1 pseudogene (running past one end of the window) is annotated in these 16,982 nt (G+C 70.3%); it reads left to right on the forward strand.

Annotated features, from left to right (window positions below):
* A pseudogene (locus QEG98_RS41980) lies at positions 1–16,982 on the forward strand (non-ribosomal peptide synthase/polyketide synthase); its annotated part runs 13,653 nt beyond the window's last position; the annotation flags it as partial.

The raw sequence follows: 16,982 nt of genomic DNA on the forward strand, positions 1-16,982 counted from the left end.
GTCTCGTTCGCGCAGCAGCGGCTCTGGTTCATCGAGCAACTGCATCCCGGACAGTTCACCTACAACGTGCCAGCGGCATTGCAGCTGAAGGGGCGGTTGGACGAGGAGGCCCTGCGGCGCACCTTCCTGGAAGTGGTCCGCCGTCACGAAGCGGTGCGCACTACCTTCGTCATGCGCGAGGGTCAACCGGCCCAGCGCATCCACCCGGCGCCCGCCGAGTGGCCACTGCCCGTCGAGGACTTGAGCGGCTTGGAGCCTGAGGCCCGCGACGCGGCCGCGCAGGCCCGCATGGTCGAAGAGGCCCACCGCGCCTTTGACTTGGAGAAGGGGCCGCTACTGCGCACGGTGCTGCTGCGCACGGGGCCGGACGTGCATGTGCTGCTGCTGAGCATGCACCACATCATCTCGGACGGCTGGTCCATGGGCGTGCTGGTGCGGGAAGTGGCCGCGCTCTATGAATCGCTGTCGCAGGGCCGTGAGGCCGTGCTGCCAGCGCTGACCGTGCAGTATGCGGACTACGCCGCATGGCAGCGACGTGTGCTGGAGGGCCCAGCGCTGACTCCGCAGTTGGACTGGTGGCGCTCGCGGCTCGAAGGCGCTCCCACGTTGGAGTTGCCCACCGACCACCCGCGCCCGGCGGTGCGCACGTTGCGCGGGGCCACGCATACGTTCACGCTGCCGCCTGCCCTGGTGGCTGGGCTGGAGCGTGTGGCCTCGGCCCACAACGCCACGTTGTACATGGTGCTGATGGCGGGCTGGCAGGCGCTGCTCGCTCGCTACTCCGGGCAGACGGACTTCTGCGTGGGCACGCCGGTGGCCCATCGCACCCGGCCCGAGCTCGAAGGGCTCATCGGCTTCTTCGTCAACACCCTGGCGCTGCGCGCGAACGTGGACGGCGATCCCCGTTTCGATGAGCTGGTGGCGCGAGTCCGCGAGGAGTCCCTGGCGGCCTTCGCGAACCAGGACGTTCCTTTCGACCGGCTGGTGGAGGTGATGGGTGGCCAGCGCGACCTGTCGCGTACCCCCTTGTTCCAGGCCGCCTTCGTCCTCCAGAACGCGCCCATGCAGCCGCCCACGCTGCCGGGCATGGTCGTCGACGTGCTGCGCACGGGCACGGACACGGCCCGGTTCGATGTGTCTGCGTTGCTGGTCGAGCGCGGCGGGCGACTGGAAGGTGAGCTCGAGTACAGCCTCGACCTGTTCACTCCGGAGACCGCGCGCCGCATCGTGGAGCATTTCCAGCGGCTGCTCGAAGGTGTCGTGGAGGACGCTTCACGCCGCATCAGCGCGGTGCCGCTGTGGAGCGAGGCCGAGCGCCACGAAGTGCTCGTGGCCTGGAACGACACGGCTGCGCCCTACCCCGCCGACACCACCGTTCATCAGCGCTTCATGGAGCAGGCCCGGCGCACGCCGGAGCGTGTCGCGGTGACCTTCGAGGGCCGTTCGCTCACCTACGCGGAGCTGGACGCTCGTTCCAACCAGTTGGCCCGGCACCTCGTTTCCCTGGGACTGGCGCCGGAGGCCCGCATTGGCGTGTGCGCGTCGCGCGGGTTGGAGTTGGTCATCGGGGTGCTGGGTGCACTCAAGGCCGGTGGCTGCTACGTGCCGTTGGACCCGTCCTGGCCCGTCAAGCGTCTGGAGCACGCGTCCTCGACGGCGCGCCTGTCCGCGGTGTTGACGTGGCAGTCGCTGTTGCCCTCCCTCGAGGACGGTCCGTGGCGCGTCGTGGCGCTGGACGCGGATGCGGCGGACATCGCCCGTCAATCCCCGGAGGCCGTGCAGGTTCCCGTGTTCCCAGAGGGACTGGCGTTCGCCACCTTCACCTCGGGGTCCACGGGAACGCCCAAGGGCGTGGCCGTGCCGCATCGGGGCTTGCTGCGGCTGAGCGAGGGCTCCCGCTTCCTGACCCAGGCGCCCGAGGAAGTCACCCTTCAGCTCGCGCCTGTGGCCTTCGACGTCTCCAGCATCGAGCTGTGGGGCACGCTGCTGCACGGCGGCAAGCTCGTCGTGTACCCGCCCGGGACGCCCGAGCCGGACGCGGTGGCCCGGCTCATCGTCGAGCACAAGGTGTCGTGGCTCGTCTTGGCGACGTCACTCTTCGACCTGTTGCAGCAGCACCAGCCCGAGGTCCTGGCGCGAGTGCCCAACCTGCTGATGGGCGGCGAAGCGATGCCAGCCCCCCGTGCGCGGGAGCGGTTGGCGCGGGGTGGTGCCCTGACCAACGGCTACGGGCCCACCGAATGCAGCACCATGGCTACCCGGCATACACTGTCGCCTGGGGACTCCGTGGGCCGCTCCGTCCCCATTGGCCGGCCCATCGACAACACCGAGGTCTATGTCCTCGACCCGGCGCTGCGTCCCGTGCCCGTGGGCGTGCCGGGTGAGCTGTGCCTGGGAGGACCGGGCCTCGCGCGCGGCTACCTGAACCGCCCGGACCTCACCGCCGAGCGCTTCGTGCCTCACCCGTTCAGTGCCGCCCCCGGAGCTCGGCTCTACCGCACGGGTGACCGCGTCCGCTGGAGCCCGGACGGCGTGCTGGAGTTCCTGGGCCGGTTGGATCACCAGGTGAAGGTGCGCGGCTTCCGCATCGAGTTGGGTGAAATCGAAGCCGTGCTGCGCGCGCATCCTTCTGTCGTCGAGGCCACGGCCGTCGTGCGCGAGGACGCCTCCGGCAGCAATCGCGTGGTGGCGTATGTCGTTCCCCCGCAGGCGGATGTGGCGCCGCTGCGCGAGTACCTGCACCAGCATCTGCCGGACTACATGGTCCCGTCCGCGTTCGTCGGACTGGACGCCTTCCCGTTGACGCCGAATGGCAAGGTGGACCGCAAGGCCCTGCCGGCCCCGGACCTCGGTCTGGGAGCGGCGGACTACGTGGAGCCTCGAACGGAGCTGGAGCAGCAACTGGCGGCCCTGTTCCGCGAGGCGCTTGGCCTGGAACGCGTGGGCCTGAACGACGACTTCTTCCTCATGGGGGGCCACTCGCTGCTGGCCACCCAGGTCGTGACGCGGCTGCGCGCGCAGCTCGGCGTGGACCTGCCGCTGCGCACCTTCTTCGAGGCCCCCACCGTGGCGCGCCTCGCCGCGCGCCTGGAGTCGGCGCCGCGGACCGGCACCTTGCTTCCCTTGGAGTCCCTGCCCCGGCCGGCCCAGGGCGAGGCGACCTTCGATGTCTCGTTCGCTCAGCGCCGCTTGTGGTTCATTGAGCAACTGCATCCCGGACAGGTCACCTACAACATGCCCGCGGCCTTGCGGCTGACGGGACGGTTGGACGAGGAGGCCCTGCGGCGCACCTTCCTGGAAGTGGTCCGCCGTCACGAAGCGGTGCGCACCACCTTCGTGACGCGCGAAGGTCAACCGGTCCAGCGCATCCACCCGGCGCCCGCCGAATGGCCACTGTCCGTCGAGGACTTGAGCGGCTTGGAGCCCGACGCTCGTGATGCGGCCGTGCAGGTCCGCATCGCCGAAGAGGCTCACCACGCCTTCGATTTGAAGCAGGGCCCGCTGCTGCGCACGGTGCTGCTGCGCACGGGGCCGGACGCACATGTGCTGCTGTTGTGCATGCACCACATCATCTCGGACGGCTGGTCCATGGGCGTGCTGGTTCGGGAAGTGGCCGCGCTCTATGAGGCGCTGTCGCAGGGGCGTGAGTCCCCGTTGCCAGCGCTGACGGTGCAGTACGCGGACTACGCCGTGTGGCAGCGGCGCGTACTGGAGGGCCCGGCGCTGGCGCCGCAACTGGCCTGGTGGCGCTCGCGGCTCGAAGGTGTTCCCACGTTGGAACTGCCCACCGACCACGTGCGTCCCGCGGTCAGTAGCGCCAAGGGCACTTCGTACTTCTTCTCGCTGTCCGCGGAGCTGGTGGCTGGTCTGGAACGCGTGGGCTCGGCCCACAACGCCACGCTGTACATGGTGCTGATGGCGGGGTGGCAGGCGCTGCTCGCGCGCTACTCCGGGCAGACGGACTTCTGCGTGGGCACGTCCGTGGCCCATCGCACGCGGCCGGAACTCGACGGGCTCATTGGCTTCTTCGTCAACACCCTGGCGCTGCGCTGCCGGTTGAACGGCAATCCGACCTTCGCCGAGCTCGTGGTCCGTGTCCGCGACGAGGCCCTGGGCGCCTTCGCCCATCAGGACGTGCCGTTCGAGCAGCTCGTGGATGCCGTGGGCGGTGAGCGCGACCTGTCCCGGACGCCGCTGTTCCAGACGCTCTTCGTGCTCCTGAACTCGGACCTCATCCAAGCGCCGTCGCTTCCGGGGCTCCACGTCGACGTGTTGCCGAGCGCGACGGACACGGCCCGGTATGACTTGACGCTCGCGATGAGGGCGCGCGGCGGCGAGTTGGAAGGCCAGTTGGAATACAGCCAAGACCTCTTCACCGCGGATACCGCCAGGCGAATGGTGGAGCACCTGCGAGTGCTTCTGTCGGCGGTGGCGGATGGGGCCGGTTCGCAGCGGCTCAGTGCGCTGCCCATGATGGAGGCCCAGGAGCGCCAGCAGGTGCTCTCGACCTGGAATGCCACCCAGGCCGCCTATCCAGTGGACGCGACCGTGCCTTCGCTCTTCACGGAGCAGGCGCTGAGGACTCCGCAGGCCATCGCTGTCGAGCATGAGGGCCGCACGCTCACGTATGCGGAGCTGGATGCGCGTTCCAACCAGCTCGCGCATCACCTGCGCTCGTTGGGCCTGGGCGCCGAATCGCGCGTGGGCGTCTTCCTGCACCGGGGCCTGGACTTGCTGGTGGGCCTGCTGGGCATCCTCAAGGCGGGCGGCGCCTACGTGCCGCTGGACGCGTCGTACCCCGCGCAGCGGCTGGCCTTCATGGCCGAGGACTCGGGTGTCGCCGCCATCCTCACCGAGTCGGCGTTGGAGGATGAGCTGCCCGCCGGTTCGCAGCTCATCGTGGTGCTGGATGAGGAATGGGCGCGGATTGAGCGCCAGCCGTCGACGCCTGTGACGGGCGGGTTGGTGGGCGCGGAGCAGCTCGCGTACATCACCTACACCTCCGGCTCGACGGGGATGCCCAAGGGCGTGGCCATTCCGCACCGGGGCGTGGTGCGCCTGCTCATCGGCTCTCGCTTCGTGGACTTGGGGCCGTCGGAGGTGGTGCTGCAACTGGCGCCCCTGGCCTTCGACGCGTCCACCCTGGAGATTTGGGGCGCGCTGCTGCACGGAGCGCGCCTGGTGCTCTACCCGCAGCGGACGCCGGACCTGGCGGAGCTGGGGCAGGCATTGGTGCGGCACCAGGTGTCGGTGCTCTGGCTGACGGCGGCGCTCTTCGAGCAGATGCAGCAGCACCAGCCGGCGGCTTTGGGCACGGTGCGTCAGCTGCTCGCCGGTGGTGACGTGCTCCCCGCGCCTCGCGTCCGGGAGCGGCTGGCCCGGGGCGTGGGGCTGGTAAACGGCTACGGCCCCACGGAGGGCACCACCTTCACCGCGTGCCACTGGATGGCGCCGGGCGACGCGGTGGGTGACTCCGTCTCCATTGGACGGCCCATCGCGAACACCCAGGTGTACGTGTTGGACTCGGCGATGCAAGCGGTGCCCGTGGGCGTCCCGGGTGAGGTGCTCATCGGCGGTGACGGACTGGCCCGGGGTTACCTGGGCCAGCCCGCGCTGACGGCCGAGCGCTTCGTACCCAATCCCTTCGGGCCTCCGGGGCCCGGCTGTACCGCTCGGGAGACCGTGCGCGTTGGCAGGCGAACGGCACGCTCCAGTTCCTGGGCCGCGTGGACTTCCAGGTGAAGCTGCGCGGCTTCCGCATCGAGTTGGGTGAAGTCGAGGCCGCGCTGCGCAATCACTCCGCGGTGGAGACGGCGATTGCCGTGGTGCGCGAGGACATCCCGGGGGACCGGCGTCTGGTGGCCTATGTGACACCGGAGAATGTGGACACCGCGTCCCTCCGAGAGCATCTGCGCCAGCGGCTCCCCGAGTACATGGTGCCCAACGCCGTGGTGGCGCTGGGCACCCTGCCCCTGTCGCCGAACGGCAAGGTGGACCGTAAGGCCCTTCCGGCTCCGGACCTGTCGCCCTCCGAAGACACCCAGGCGGCGGACCTGCCCCTGCTCCAGCAGCAGTTGGCGGCGCTGTTCAGGGAAGTGCTGCACGTCGAGCGCGTGCGGCCACATGACGATTTCTTCGAACTGGGAGGCCACTCGCTGCTGGCCACGCAGTTGGTGACGCGCATCCGCGCGGCGCTCGGCGTGGAGGTCCCGCTGAGGACGCTGTTCGAGGCGCCCACGCTCGCGGGCCTGGCGGAGCGCATCGAGGCGCTGATGATGCAGGCGTCGCGCGCGGCGATGCCTCCGTTGCTGCCCGTGCCCCGGGATTCGGCGCTGCCCTTGTCCTTCTCGCAGCAGCGCCTGTGGTTCCTGGCGCAGCTCCAGAAGGGACATGCCGTCTACAACGTGCCCTTCGCCCTGAAGCTGTCCGGGGCGCTGGACGTGGACGTGCTGCGGCGCACCTTCGCCGAAGTCGTGGCTCGGCACGAGGTGTTGCGTACCTCCTTCTCCGCGACGGAGGGACTGCCCACGCAGCACGTCCAGCCGGCGCCAGAGGTCTGGGACCTTCCCGTGGAGGACCTGTCCTCGCTCAAGGGGCCGGCTCGCGACGCGCGCGTGCGGCAGCGGATGACGGAGGAAGCCCGCTTCCCGTTCAACCTGTCCGTTGCGCCCCTGCTCCGCACCGTGCTGCTCCGTCTGGACGCGGACGAACACGTGCTGCTGCTGTGCTTGCACCACATCGCATCGGACGGCTGGTCCATGGGCGTGCTGGTGCGTGAGGTCGCCGCACTCTACGCCGCGCTCAGTGAGAACCAGCCGTCTTCCCTGCCGCCCCTGCCTGTGCAGTACGCGGACTTCGCCGCGTGGCAGCGGCAGTGGGTGCAGTCGCAGGGCATCCAGACGCAGCTGGCCGAGCTACGGAGCCACCTCATGGGGGTTCCCGCGCTGGAGTTGCACGGCGACCTGGGCCGGCCCGCGACCCGCACCGTGCGTGGCTCGAGCCACTTCTTCGCGGTGTCGGCGGAGCTGGCGGAAGCCCTGAAGAAGGTGGCTCGTGACCAGGGTGCCACGCTCTTCATGGTGCTTCTGGCGGCTTATGAAATCCTGCTCTCCCGCTACTCGGGACAGAAGGACTTCTGCGTGGGCAGCCCCATTGCCCACCGCACCCAGTCCGAGCTGGAGCCCCTGATCGGCTTCTTCGTCAACACGTTGGCCCTGCGGGCCCGGTTGGATGGGACGCCGACCTTCGCGGAGCTGGTGGCGCGCGTCCGCGAGGAGTCCCTGGCGGCCTACGTGCGCCAGGACGTGCCGTTCGACCGGCTGGTCGAGGCCGTTGGCGGCGAGCGCGGTGGCGGCAGAACGCCGCTCATCCAGGTGATGTTCGCCCTGCAGAACGCGCCCATGCAGCCGCCGTCGCTGCCGGGCGTGACGGTCGAGCAACTGCGGTCCAGCACGGACACGGCCCGGCTCGACCTCACCCTGTCGCTGATGGAGCTGGGCGACGGGAGTCTGGAGGGAGGGCTGGAGTTCAGCCTGGACCTCTTCACGCCCGAAGCGGCGATTCGACTGACACAGCACTTCCAGACGCTGCTGGAGGCGGTCGTGCGCGATCCGCAGACGCGCATTCAAGCGCTGCCGATGCTGCCCGACGATGAACAGCAACAGGTGCTGAAGGGCTTCCAGGGACGTGAGATGGAGCCCGCTTCCGAGGCGACCATCCACGCGCTGGTGGAGGCGCAGGTGGCGCGCACGCCGGACGCGGTGGCGGTGTCGTTCGAGTCGGAGCGGCTGACGTACCGGGAGCTGGACGCGAAGGCGAACCAGTTGGCGCACCACCTCCGTAGCCTGGGGGTGGCCTCGGAGTCGCTGGTGGGCGTGTGCCTGGAGCGCTCGGTGGACATGGTGGTGGCGCTGCTGGGCGTGCTGAAGGCGGGCGCGGCCTACGTGCCGGTGGACCCGGCGTATCCGAAGGAGCGACTGGGGTGGATGCTGGAGGACACCGGTGCGTCGGTGCTGCTGACGCACGAGAAGTGGAAGACGGTGCTACCGCCCAGCGCCGCGCGAGTCGTGTGCCTGGACAGTGCGGCGGGGGAAGTGGCGAAGCAGCCGGTGACGAAGCCGTCGGTGCAGGTGGGCCCGGAGTCACTGGCGTACGTCATCTTCACCTCAGGAAGCACGGGGCGCCCGAAGGGGGCGATGAATGCGCACGGTGGCGTCGTCAACCGGCTGAAGTGGATGCAGGAGGAGTACGGGCTTGGCGGCACGGACGTGGTGCTGCAGAAGACGCCCTTCAGCTTCGACGTGTCGGTGTGGGAGTTCTTCTGGCCGCTGCTGGCGGGGGCGAAGCTGGTGGTGGCGCGGCCTGGAGGGCACCAGGAGCCGGCGTACCTGGTGAAGCTGATGAAGGCGGAGGGCGTGACGACGGTGCACTTCGTGCCGTCAATGTTGCGCGCCTTCGTGGAGGAGCCCGGGCTGGAGGGACTGGGGAGCCTGCGGCGGGTGGTGTGCAGCGGCGAGGCGTTGAGCGCGGAGCTGGCGAAGAAGGCGTACGCGCGGCTGCCCGCATCGGTGGGGGTGCACAACCTCTACGGCCCGACGGAAGCAGCGGTAGACGTCACGTACTGGCCCTGCCCTCGTGGCGAGGACTTCCACCGCGTCCCCATTGGCCGGCCGGTGGCCAATACGGTGCTGTACGTACTGGACACGCACGGACAGCCGGCGCCGGTGGGCATTCCGGGCGAGCTGCACATTGGCGGCGTGCAGGTGGGACGCGGGTACTGGCAGCGACCGCAGTTGACGGCGGAGCGATTCATTCCGGATGCCTTCAGCGGCATTCCGGGCGCGCGCCTGTACCGCACCGGAGACGTGGCGCGGTGGCTGGCGGACGGCACGCTGGAGTACCTGGGCCGGGCCGACTTCCAGGTGAAGCTGCGCGGCTTCCGCATCGAGCTGGGTGAAATCGAGACCGCGCTGCGCACGCATCCCGGCGTGCGTGACGCCGTCGCCGTGGTCCGTGAAGACGCCCCGGGCGATCAGCGCCTCGTGGCCTACGTCACGGGAGATCCGGCGCCGGACGTGTCGGCGCTGCGGGCACGGCTGGCTGAGCACCTGCCGGCCCACATGGTGCCCACGGCCATCGTGACGCTGCCGTCCCTACCTCTGTCTCCCAACGGAAAGGTGGACCGCAAGGCTCTACCTCTGCCCGTTGCCACCCCTGTCCCCGGGGCCTCCGCCCCGCCCGTGCAAGAGCGCATGACTCCGTTCCAACAGCGCGTCGCCGCCCTCTTCCGTGAACTCCTTCGCGTGGAGCAAGTGGGCCTGCACGACGACTTCTTCGCACTGGGAGGCCACTCGCTCCTGGCCACCCAGCTCATCTCTCGGCTGCGGACGACGTTCGGCGTGGAGCTCTCCCTCAACGCGCTCTTTGACGCGCCCTCCGTGGCCCGAGTCACCGAGCTCGTCGAGGAAGGCATGCTCCTGCGCGTCAGCGCGCCCCAGATTCCGGCGCTCCGGCCCGTGCCACGCGATGGGAACCTGCCGCCGTCCTTCGCGCAGCAGCGACTGTGGCTCATCGATCAGCTCCAGCCCGGTGGCAGCCAGTACAACCTGCCGGGAGCGCTCAGGCTGGAAGGCGCGCTGGACACCGAGGCCCTGCGCCGTGCGCTGGAGTACCTCGTCAAACGCCATGAGCCGCTGCGCACCAGCTTCGTGATGCGTGACGGTGACCCCATCCAGGTCATCCACCCCGCGGCGGACTGGGCGCTCCCCCTGACGGACCTCACGAGCCTGCCGGAAGGCGACCGGGATGCCGAGGCGCGCCGGTTGGCCGCCACGGATGCGGGCCAGCCGTTCGATTTGAGCGCGGGTCCCCTCCTGCGCACCCTGCTGTTGAAGCTGGACGCGGAGCTGCACGTGCTGGTGCTGACCATGCACCACATCGTGTCGGACGGCTGGTCGCTCGGCGTCATCGTGCGCGAGGTCGCCGCCGCCTACGATGCGTTCGCTCAGGGTCGAAGCCCGGCGCTGCCGCCGCTGCCCATCCAGTACGCGGACTTCGCTTCCTGGCAGCGGCAGTGGCTCCAGGGCGAGGTGCTCACCGCGCAGGTCGATTGGTGGAAGGATCAGCTCGCCGGTGCGCCCCAGGTGCTGGACCTGCCCACCGACAAGCCGAGGCCCACCCATCGCTCGCAGTTCGGCGAGCTCTTCCCCATTCACCTGCCCCAGGACGTGGTGGCGCCGTTCCTCGCGCTGGCGCGCAGGCGGGGGCCACTCCGTACATGGCGCTGCTGGCCGTGTGGCAGGTGCTGCTCTCGCGTTACAGCCGGCAGGAGGACTTGCTGGTGGGCTCGCCCATCGCGGGCCGCCGCCACGGCGAGGTCGAGGGCCTGGTCGGGTTCTTCGTCAACACGCTGGTGCTGCGGGCTCGGGTGCGTCCGCGCGACTCGTTCCGCGCCCTGCTCGCGCAGGTCCGTGACACCACCCTGGCCGCGTACGAGCACCAGGACCTGCCCTTCGAGAAGCTGGTCGAGGAGCTCCAGCCACGCAGGGACCTGGGCCGCAATCCGCTGGTGCAGACCTACTTCTCTCTGCTGAACACCCCCACGGGCCCGGTGCGGGCCACGGGCCTCACGCTGAGGCCGGCGGACGTGGACATCGGGACCTCGCGCTTCGACCTGGGGCTCGCCCTCACGGATGACGCCGACGGCCTGCGCGGCGCCATCGAGCACAGCACCGACCTCTTCGAGACCGCCACCGTGGCCCGCCTCGCCGGGCACCTGCGCGTCCTCATGGCGTCCGTGACCGCCGCGCCGGACCAGCCGCTGGGCACGCTGGACATGCTCACCCCGGGCGAGCGTCAGCAGCTCCTCCGGGAGTGGAATGACAACGCGGCCCGGTACGACGGCGCTGGCGGCACCATCGCGGAGGTCATCGCGCGGCACGCCTCCCTGCGCCCCTTCGCCGTCGCGCTGGAGTGTGGTGACGAGACGCTGACCTTCGAGCAGTTGGACACGCGGGCCAACCAGCTCGCGAACCTGCTCCGTTCGCGCGGGGTGAGCACGGAAGTGCTCGTGGCCGTGAGCCTGGACCGGGGCACGGCGTGGGTCATCGCGATGCTGGCGGTGCTCAAGGCCGGAGGCGCCTTCGTGCCGCTGGACGCGTCGTACCCCGCGCAGCGGCTGGCCATCATGCTGGAGGACGCGCCACCGCACCTGCTGCTCACGTCGCGGGCCAACCACGCCAGGCTGCCGCTCCCCGACGGCGGGCTTCCCACCCTGCTCCTGGAGGAGCTGGACCTGTCGGAGTGGCCCACCACGTCCCCGGTGTCCGACGTGGGGCCGAATCACCTGGCCTACGTGATGTTCACGTCCGGGAGCACGGGGCGCCCGAAGGGCGTGGCCATCCCGCACCGGGGCGTGCTCCGCCTCACGCGCAGTGAGCCCTTCATCCGCTTCGGCGTCCGGGAGACAGGGCTCGTCATGGCGCCCGCCTCGTTCGACGGCTCGGTGATGGAGCTGTGGCTTCCGCTGCTCAACGGAAGCGGCGTCGTCCTGTATCCGCCGGAGGCGCAAGCCAGCGACCTGGACACGCTGTCCCGCGTGGTGGAGCGCCACGGCGTCACGCTCATCCACTTCCCCGCGGGCCTGTTCTCGCAGGTCGTGGAGCACCGGACCGACCTGCTGAAGAAGCTGCGGGCCATTCACGTGGTGGGTGACATCCTGTCCGCCCCCCACACGCGCCGCACGCTGACCACCACCGGAGTCCCCGTCTCCAATGGCTATGGCCCGACGGAGAACTCCATCATCTCCACCAGTTACACGGCCTATGAGGCCTCGCAGGTCGGGGCCTCCGTGCCCATTGGCCGGCCTGTCTCGAACACGCAGGCCTACGTGCTGGATTCGCAGCTCCAGCTGGTCCCCGTGGGGGTGCCGGGCGAGCTGTACGTGGGCGGTGAAGGGCTCGGGCGCGGATACGTATCGCGACCGGACCTCACGGCGGAGCGCTTCATCCCCGCCCCCTTCGCCACCCAGCCCGGTGCGCGCCTCTACCGGACGGGAGACCTGGTCCGGTGGCGCCCGGACGGCACGCTGGAGTTCATTGGCCGCATCGACAACCAGGTGAAGGTGCGCGGGTTCCGCATCGAGCTGGCGGACGTCGAGGCCGCGCTGCGCACCCAGCCCGGCGTGCTGGAAGCCGCCGCCGTGGTCCGCGAGGACATCCCCGGTGACAAGCGACTGGTGGCCTACGCCATGGGACGCGATGACGCGCCGCTGGATGTCGCGGCGCTCCGCGCGGGCATGCGTCAACAGCTCCCCGAGTACATGGTGCCGTCCGTCTTCGTGGTCCTCCCCACGTTGCCGCTGAGCACCAGTGGCAAGGTGGACCGGAAGGCACTCCCCGCGCCGGACAGCGCGTCCACGGGCCGTGATGGCCAGTTCTTGGAGCCATCGAGCCCGCTGGCGCAGCAGCTCGCCGCGCTGTGGGCGAAGGAGCTGGGCACGGAGCGCATCGGCCTCCATGACCACCTCTTCGATGACCTGGGCGGAACATCCCTGTCGGTCGTGCGCATCGCCAAGCGCATGCGGGAGACGTTGAACCGGGAGGTGCCAGTGGTGTGGCTGTTCGAGCACCCCACCGTGGACGCGCTGGCCGCTGTCCTGGAGCGCGACGCGAAGGTGGACGAGGTCCCCGCCGCCCCCGCGCGGCCCGAGCCTGTCTCCGAGCCGAGCGCCGAGGCGAAACCCGCCACGGGCTCCGGCCTGGTCGCCATCGTGGGCATGTCGGGGCGCTTCCCGGGCGCCAGCTCCGTCCAGGACTTCTGGCGGAACCTGCGCGACGGTGTGGAGTCCATCTCCCGCTTCACGCCCGAGCAGTTGGAGCGGATGCCCGGCCTGCCCGAAGGCTTGGAGCTGTCACAACACCCGGCCTTCGTCCCGGCCGGCGGTGTCCTGGACGGCATCGACGGATTCGACCCGGGCTTCTTCGACCTGTCGCTGCGCGAAGCGCAGTGGATGGACCCACAGCAGCGGCTCTTCCTCCAGACGGCATGGTCCGCGCTGGAGGACGCGGGCATCGACCCGGAGCGCACGCCCGAGGCCATCTCGCTGTACGCGGGCGCTGTCGACTCCGGCTACAAGGACGCGGTCCGGGCCACGCTGCCGCTGGATGGCGCGGCCCTGTTCGAACTCTACGGCACCGCCACCCATGAGAGCCTCGCCACCAAGGCGTCTTTCAAGCTGGGGCTCACCGGTGAGAGCGTCCTCGTCTACACGGCGTGCTCCACGGGGCTCGTCGCTGTCCACCTCGCCTGCCAGACCCTGCTGGCGGGTCGTTCGGGTGTGGCGCTGGCGGGGGCCACGCGCATCGCTGTCCCGCAGCGCACCGGCTACGTCTACCAGGAGGGCATGATTCTCTCTCCGGACGGACACTGCCGGAGCTTCGACGCGAACGCGCAGGGCACGGTGTCCGGGAACGGCGTCGCGTGCGTGGTCCTCAAGCGGCTGGAGGACGCGCAGCGGGATGGCGACTCCATCTACGCCGTCATCCGGGCCACGGCGACCAACAACGACGGGCGCTACAAGTCCGGCTACACCGCCCCCAGCGTCCAGGGTCAGGCCGCGGTCATCTCCCAGGCGCTCGCGCGCTCTGGCGTGCGGGCCCAGGACATCGGCTACGTGGAGGCCCACGGCACGGCGACGCCGCTGGGCGACCCCATTGAAGTGGCCGCGCTCCAGCGCGCCTACGGCCTGGGCGCCGAGCACCGGGGCACCATCGCCCTGGCCTCGCTCAAGAGCAACATGGGGCACATGGACACGGTGGCCGGACTGGCGGGCCTCATGAAGGTCGCGCTGTCCCTGCACCATGGCGAGGTGCCGCCCAGCCTGCACTTCGAGCGGCCCAATCCGCAGATCGACTTCGACGCCAGCCCCTTCTTCGTCAACACCACCCTGCGGCCGTGGCCGAGGACCGAGACGCCGCGACGCGCGGCCGTCAGCTCTTTCGGCATTGGCGGCACCAACGCCCACGCAGTGCTCGAGGAGTCCCCCATGGCGCACAGTGGCTCCACCACGCGCTCACATCAGGTCGTCACGCTGTCCGCTCGCTCCGCCGAAGCGCTGGACGCGGCGGCGCGGCAACTCGCCGGGCATGCCGAGGCCCACGCCGCGGACCTGTCCCTGGCGGACGTGGCCTTCACGCATGCCGTGGGACGCAAGGCCTTCGAGTTCCGGCGCACCGTGGTGGCCCGGGACGCCGCGGACCTGACGGCGCGGCTGCGCAAGCCGTACACGCCGGTGAAGGTGGCCGATGCCGACGTGAACCGCCGCCGGGTGGCCTTCATCTTCCCGGGCCAGGGCGCGCAGCAGGCGGGCATGGGCCGCGAGCTGTACGAAGCGGAGCCGGCCTTCCGCGCTCACGCGGATGCGTGCCTGGCGCTGCTGGAGCCCGCGCTCCGGGAGCGGGTCCGCGAGGTGCTGTTCGCCGGGCCGGGAATGGACGCGGCGGCGGTGGCTGATACCCGTGCCGCCCTGCCCGCGCTGTTCACGGTGGAGTATTCGCTGGCCCGGATGTGGATGGACTGGGGCCTGCGGCCGTACGCCGTGCTGGGGCACAGCTTCGGTGAGTATGCCGCCGCGTGCCTGTCGGGCGTGCTGTCGCTCGAAGACGCGATGCGGCTCGCCGTGGCACGTGGCGAGCTGATGCACCGCATGCCCCCGGGCGCGATGCTCGCGGTGGCGATGCCGGAGTCGCAGGTGCTGCCGCTGCTGACGGGCCGGCTGTCGCTGGCGGCCATCAACGCACCGGATCGCTGCGTCGTCGCCGGACCCATCGCGGAGGTGGAGCGGCTTCAGGATGAGCTGCGCCGCCGTGAAGTGGGCACCGTGCGGATGCCCGCGCCGCACGCGTTCCATTCGGCGGACGTGGAGCCGCTGATGCCGGCGCTGGCAGACGTGGTGAACTCGCTCCAGCGGCATGCGCCGACGCTCCGTTACGCCTCCAGCGTCACGGGACGGTGGGCACAGGCGAACGAGCTGGCCCAGCCGGACTACTGGGCGGCGCAGATGCGCCAGCCGGTGCGCTTCACGAATGCCGTCGGGGCATTGCTCGAAGAGGGATGCAGCCTGTTGCTGGAGGTCGGCCCAGGGCAGGACCTGACGCCGCTGGTGCGCGCGTGCCTGGGACGCGACAAGGAGCGGGTCAAGGCGGTGGCGACGCTGCGCCGTGGCGGCACGACCCCGGAGCACGCGAGCCTGATGACCGCGGTGGGCGAGCTGTGGACCCTGGGCGTCTCGGTGGACTGGAACGTCTTCTACGGCCACGAACAGCGGCTGCGCCTGCACCTGCCCACGTACCCGTTCCAGGAGAAACGCTGCTGGGTGGAGGCTCCGGCGCGGCCGGCGCATGCGGTCATTCCCGCGCCGACCCATGGCGCGGGGCACGTGGCTGCGCTCGCCTCGGTCGCGGCGCCGTCATCCCCTGCGAATGGGGGCTCCACGCGTCCCCGGCGCCAGCGTCAGGGGTACAGGTCGGTTCCGCGGCCGCGTTCCCGGCACCTGGGAGCTTCGCGACGCCCGGCACCCCGCAGCTCTCTGCCCATGTGCCTGGAGGACAGAATGGGTCCTCGGCTCCAGTCCAGACCCACGGCAGCCTCGCGGCCCCTCAGGCCACGTCGCCGCATCAGGCCCAGGGGACGCCCGCGCCTGCTCCCACCCCAGAACGTGAAGACGCGCCGCGAGGCGACATCGAGGAACGGCTGGCGGCGCTCTGGCGTGAGCGGCTCGGCCTGACGTTCGTGGGCCGCGACGACAACTTCCTGGAGATCGGCGGCAACTCGCTGATGGCCGCCCAGCTCCTCAACCAGGTGCGGTCCACGTTCGGGGTCCAGCTCCCCTGGCCGCGCTGTTCGAGGCCCCCACCGTGGCGGGCATCGCCCAGCGCATCGAGCCCCTGCTGCGTCAGGCCCCGGTCGTGGAGGCCACCCGCGAGCTGCCCATCGTCCCGCTGCCTCGCGACCGGCCCCTGCCGCTGTCCTTCGTCCAGGAGCGCGTCTGGCGCCTGGAGCAGCACCTGCCGGGCCTGTCCGCGTACAACATTCCGTTCGTCTTCCGGCTGGAAGGCGTCGTGGACGCGGTCATCCTGGAGCGCGCCGTCCAGGCGATCATCCAGCGCCACGAATCCCTGCGGACGACCTACGACGTGGTGGATGGCCGCCCGGTCCAGCGCTTCCACGCGCGGATGCACGTCCCGCTGGTGCGCCTGACGCTCACCGGCACCCCAGAACAGCGCGAGGCCGAGGCGATGCAGCTGGCCCGCGAGGACGCCGCGAAGCCGTTCGATCTGGTGAAGGGCCCCGTCGTCCGGACCACGCTGCTCCAACTCGACGAGCACGTGCACATCCTGCTGGGCAACATCCACCACATCGTCAGCGACACGCTGTCCGTCAACATCTTCATCCACGAGCTGTTCCAGTGCTACGCGGCCTTCCAGCAGGGCCGTCCAGCGCCCCTGCCGCCGCTTCCCGTGCAGTACGCGGACTTCGGCGCATGGCAGCGGCAGGTCATCGCCGAAGGGCGTCTGCCCGAACAGGATCAGTGGTGGCGCAATCAACTGGCCGCCATGCCTCGGCAGCTGAACATCGCCACGGACCGGCCGCGCCCCAAGACGAGTCCGCTGACGTCAGTGCGCATGCCGGTGTCCTTCTCGGCCGCGCTGTCCCGGGAGGTGGCGGAGTTCGGAAAGCGTGAGAGCTACACCCCGTACATGATGGTGCTCGCCGCCTGGCAGGCGCTGCTGCACCGCTACAGCGGGCAGACGGACATCATCGTCGGCACGCCCATTGGCAACCGCACCCGGCCGGAGCTGCTTCCGCTCATCGGGTACGTGGCGCACTCGGCCGCGTTCCGCACCAGCTTCGCGGATGACCCGACGTTCCTCGAGCTCCTGGCCCGCGTGCGGCAGGAGGTCAACGACGTCCAGTTGCGTCCG

Origin of the sequence: Myxococcus sp. MxC21-1 (assembly GCF_032612255.1) — a bacterium.
Lineage (GTDB): Bacteria > Myxococcota > Myxococcia > Myxococcales > Myxococcaceae > Myxococcus > Myxococcus virescens.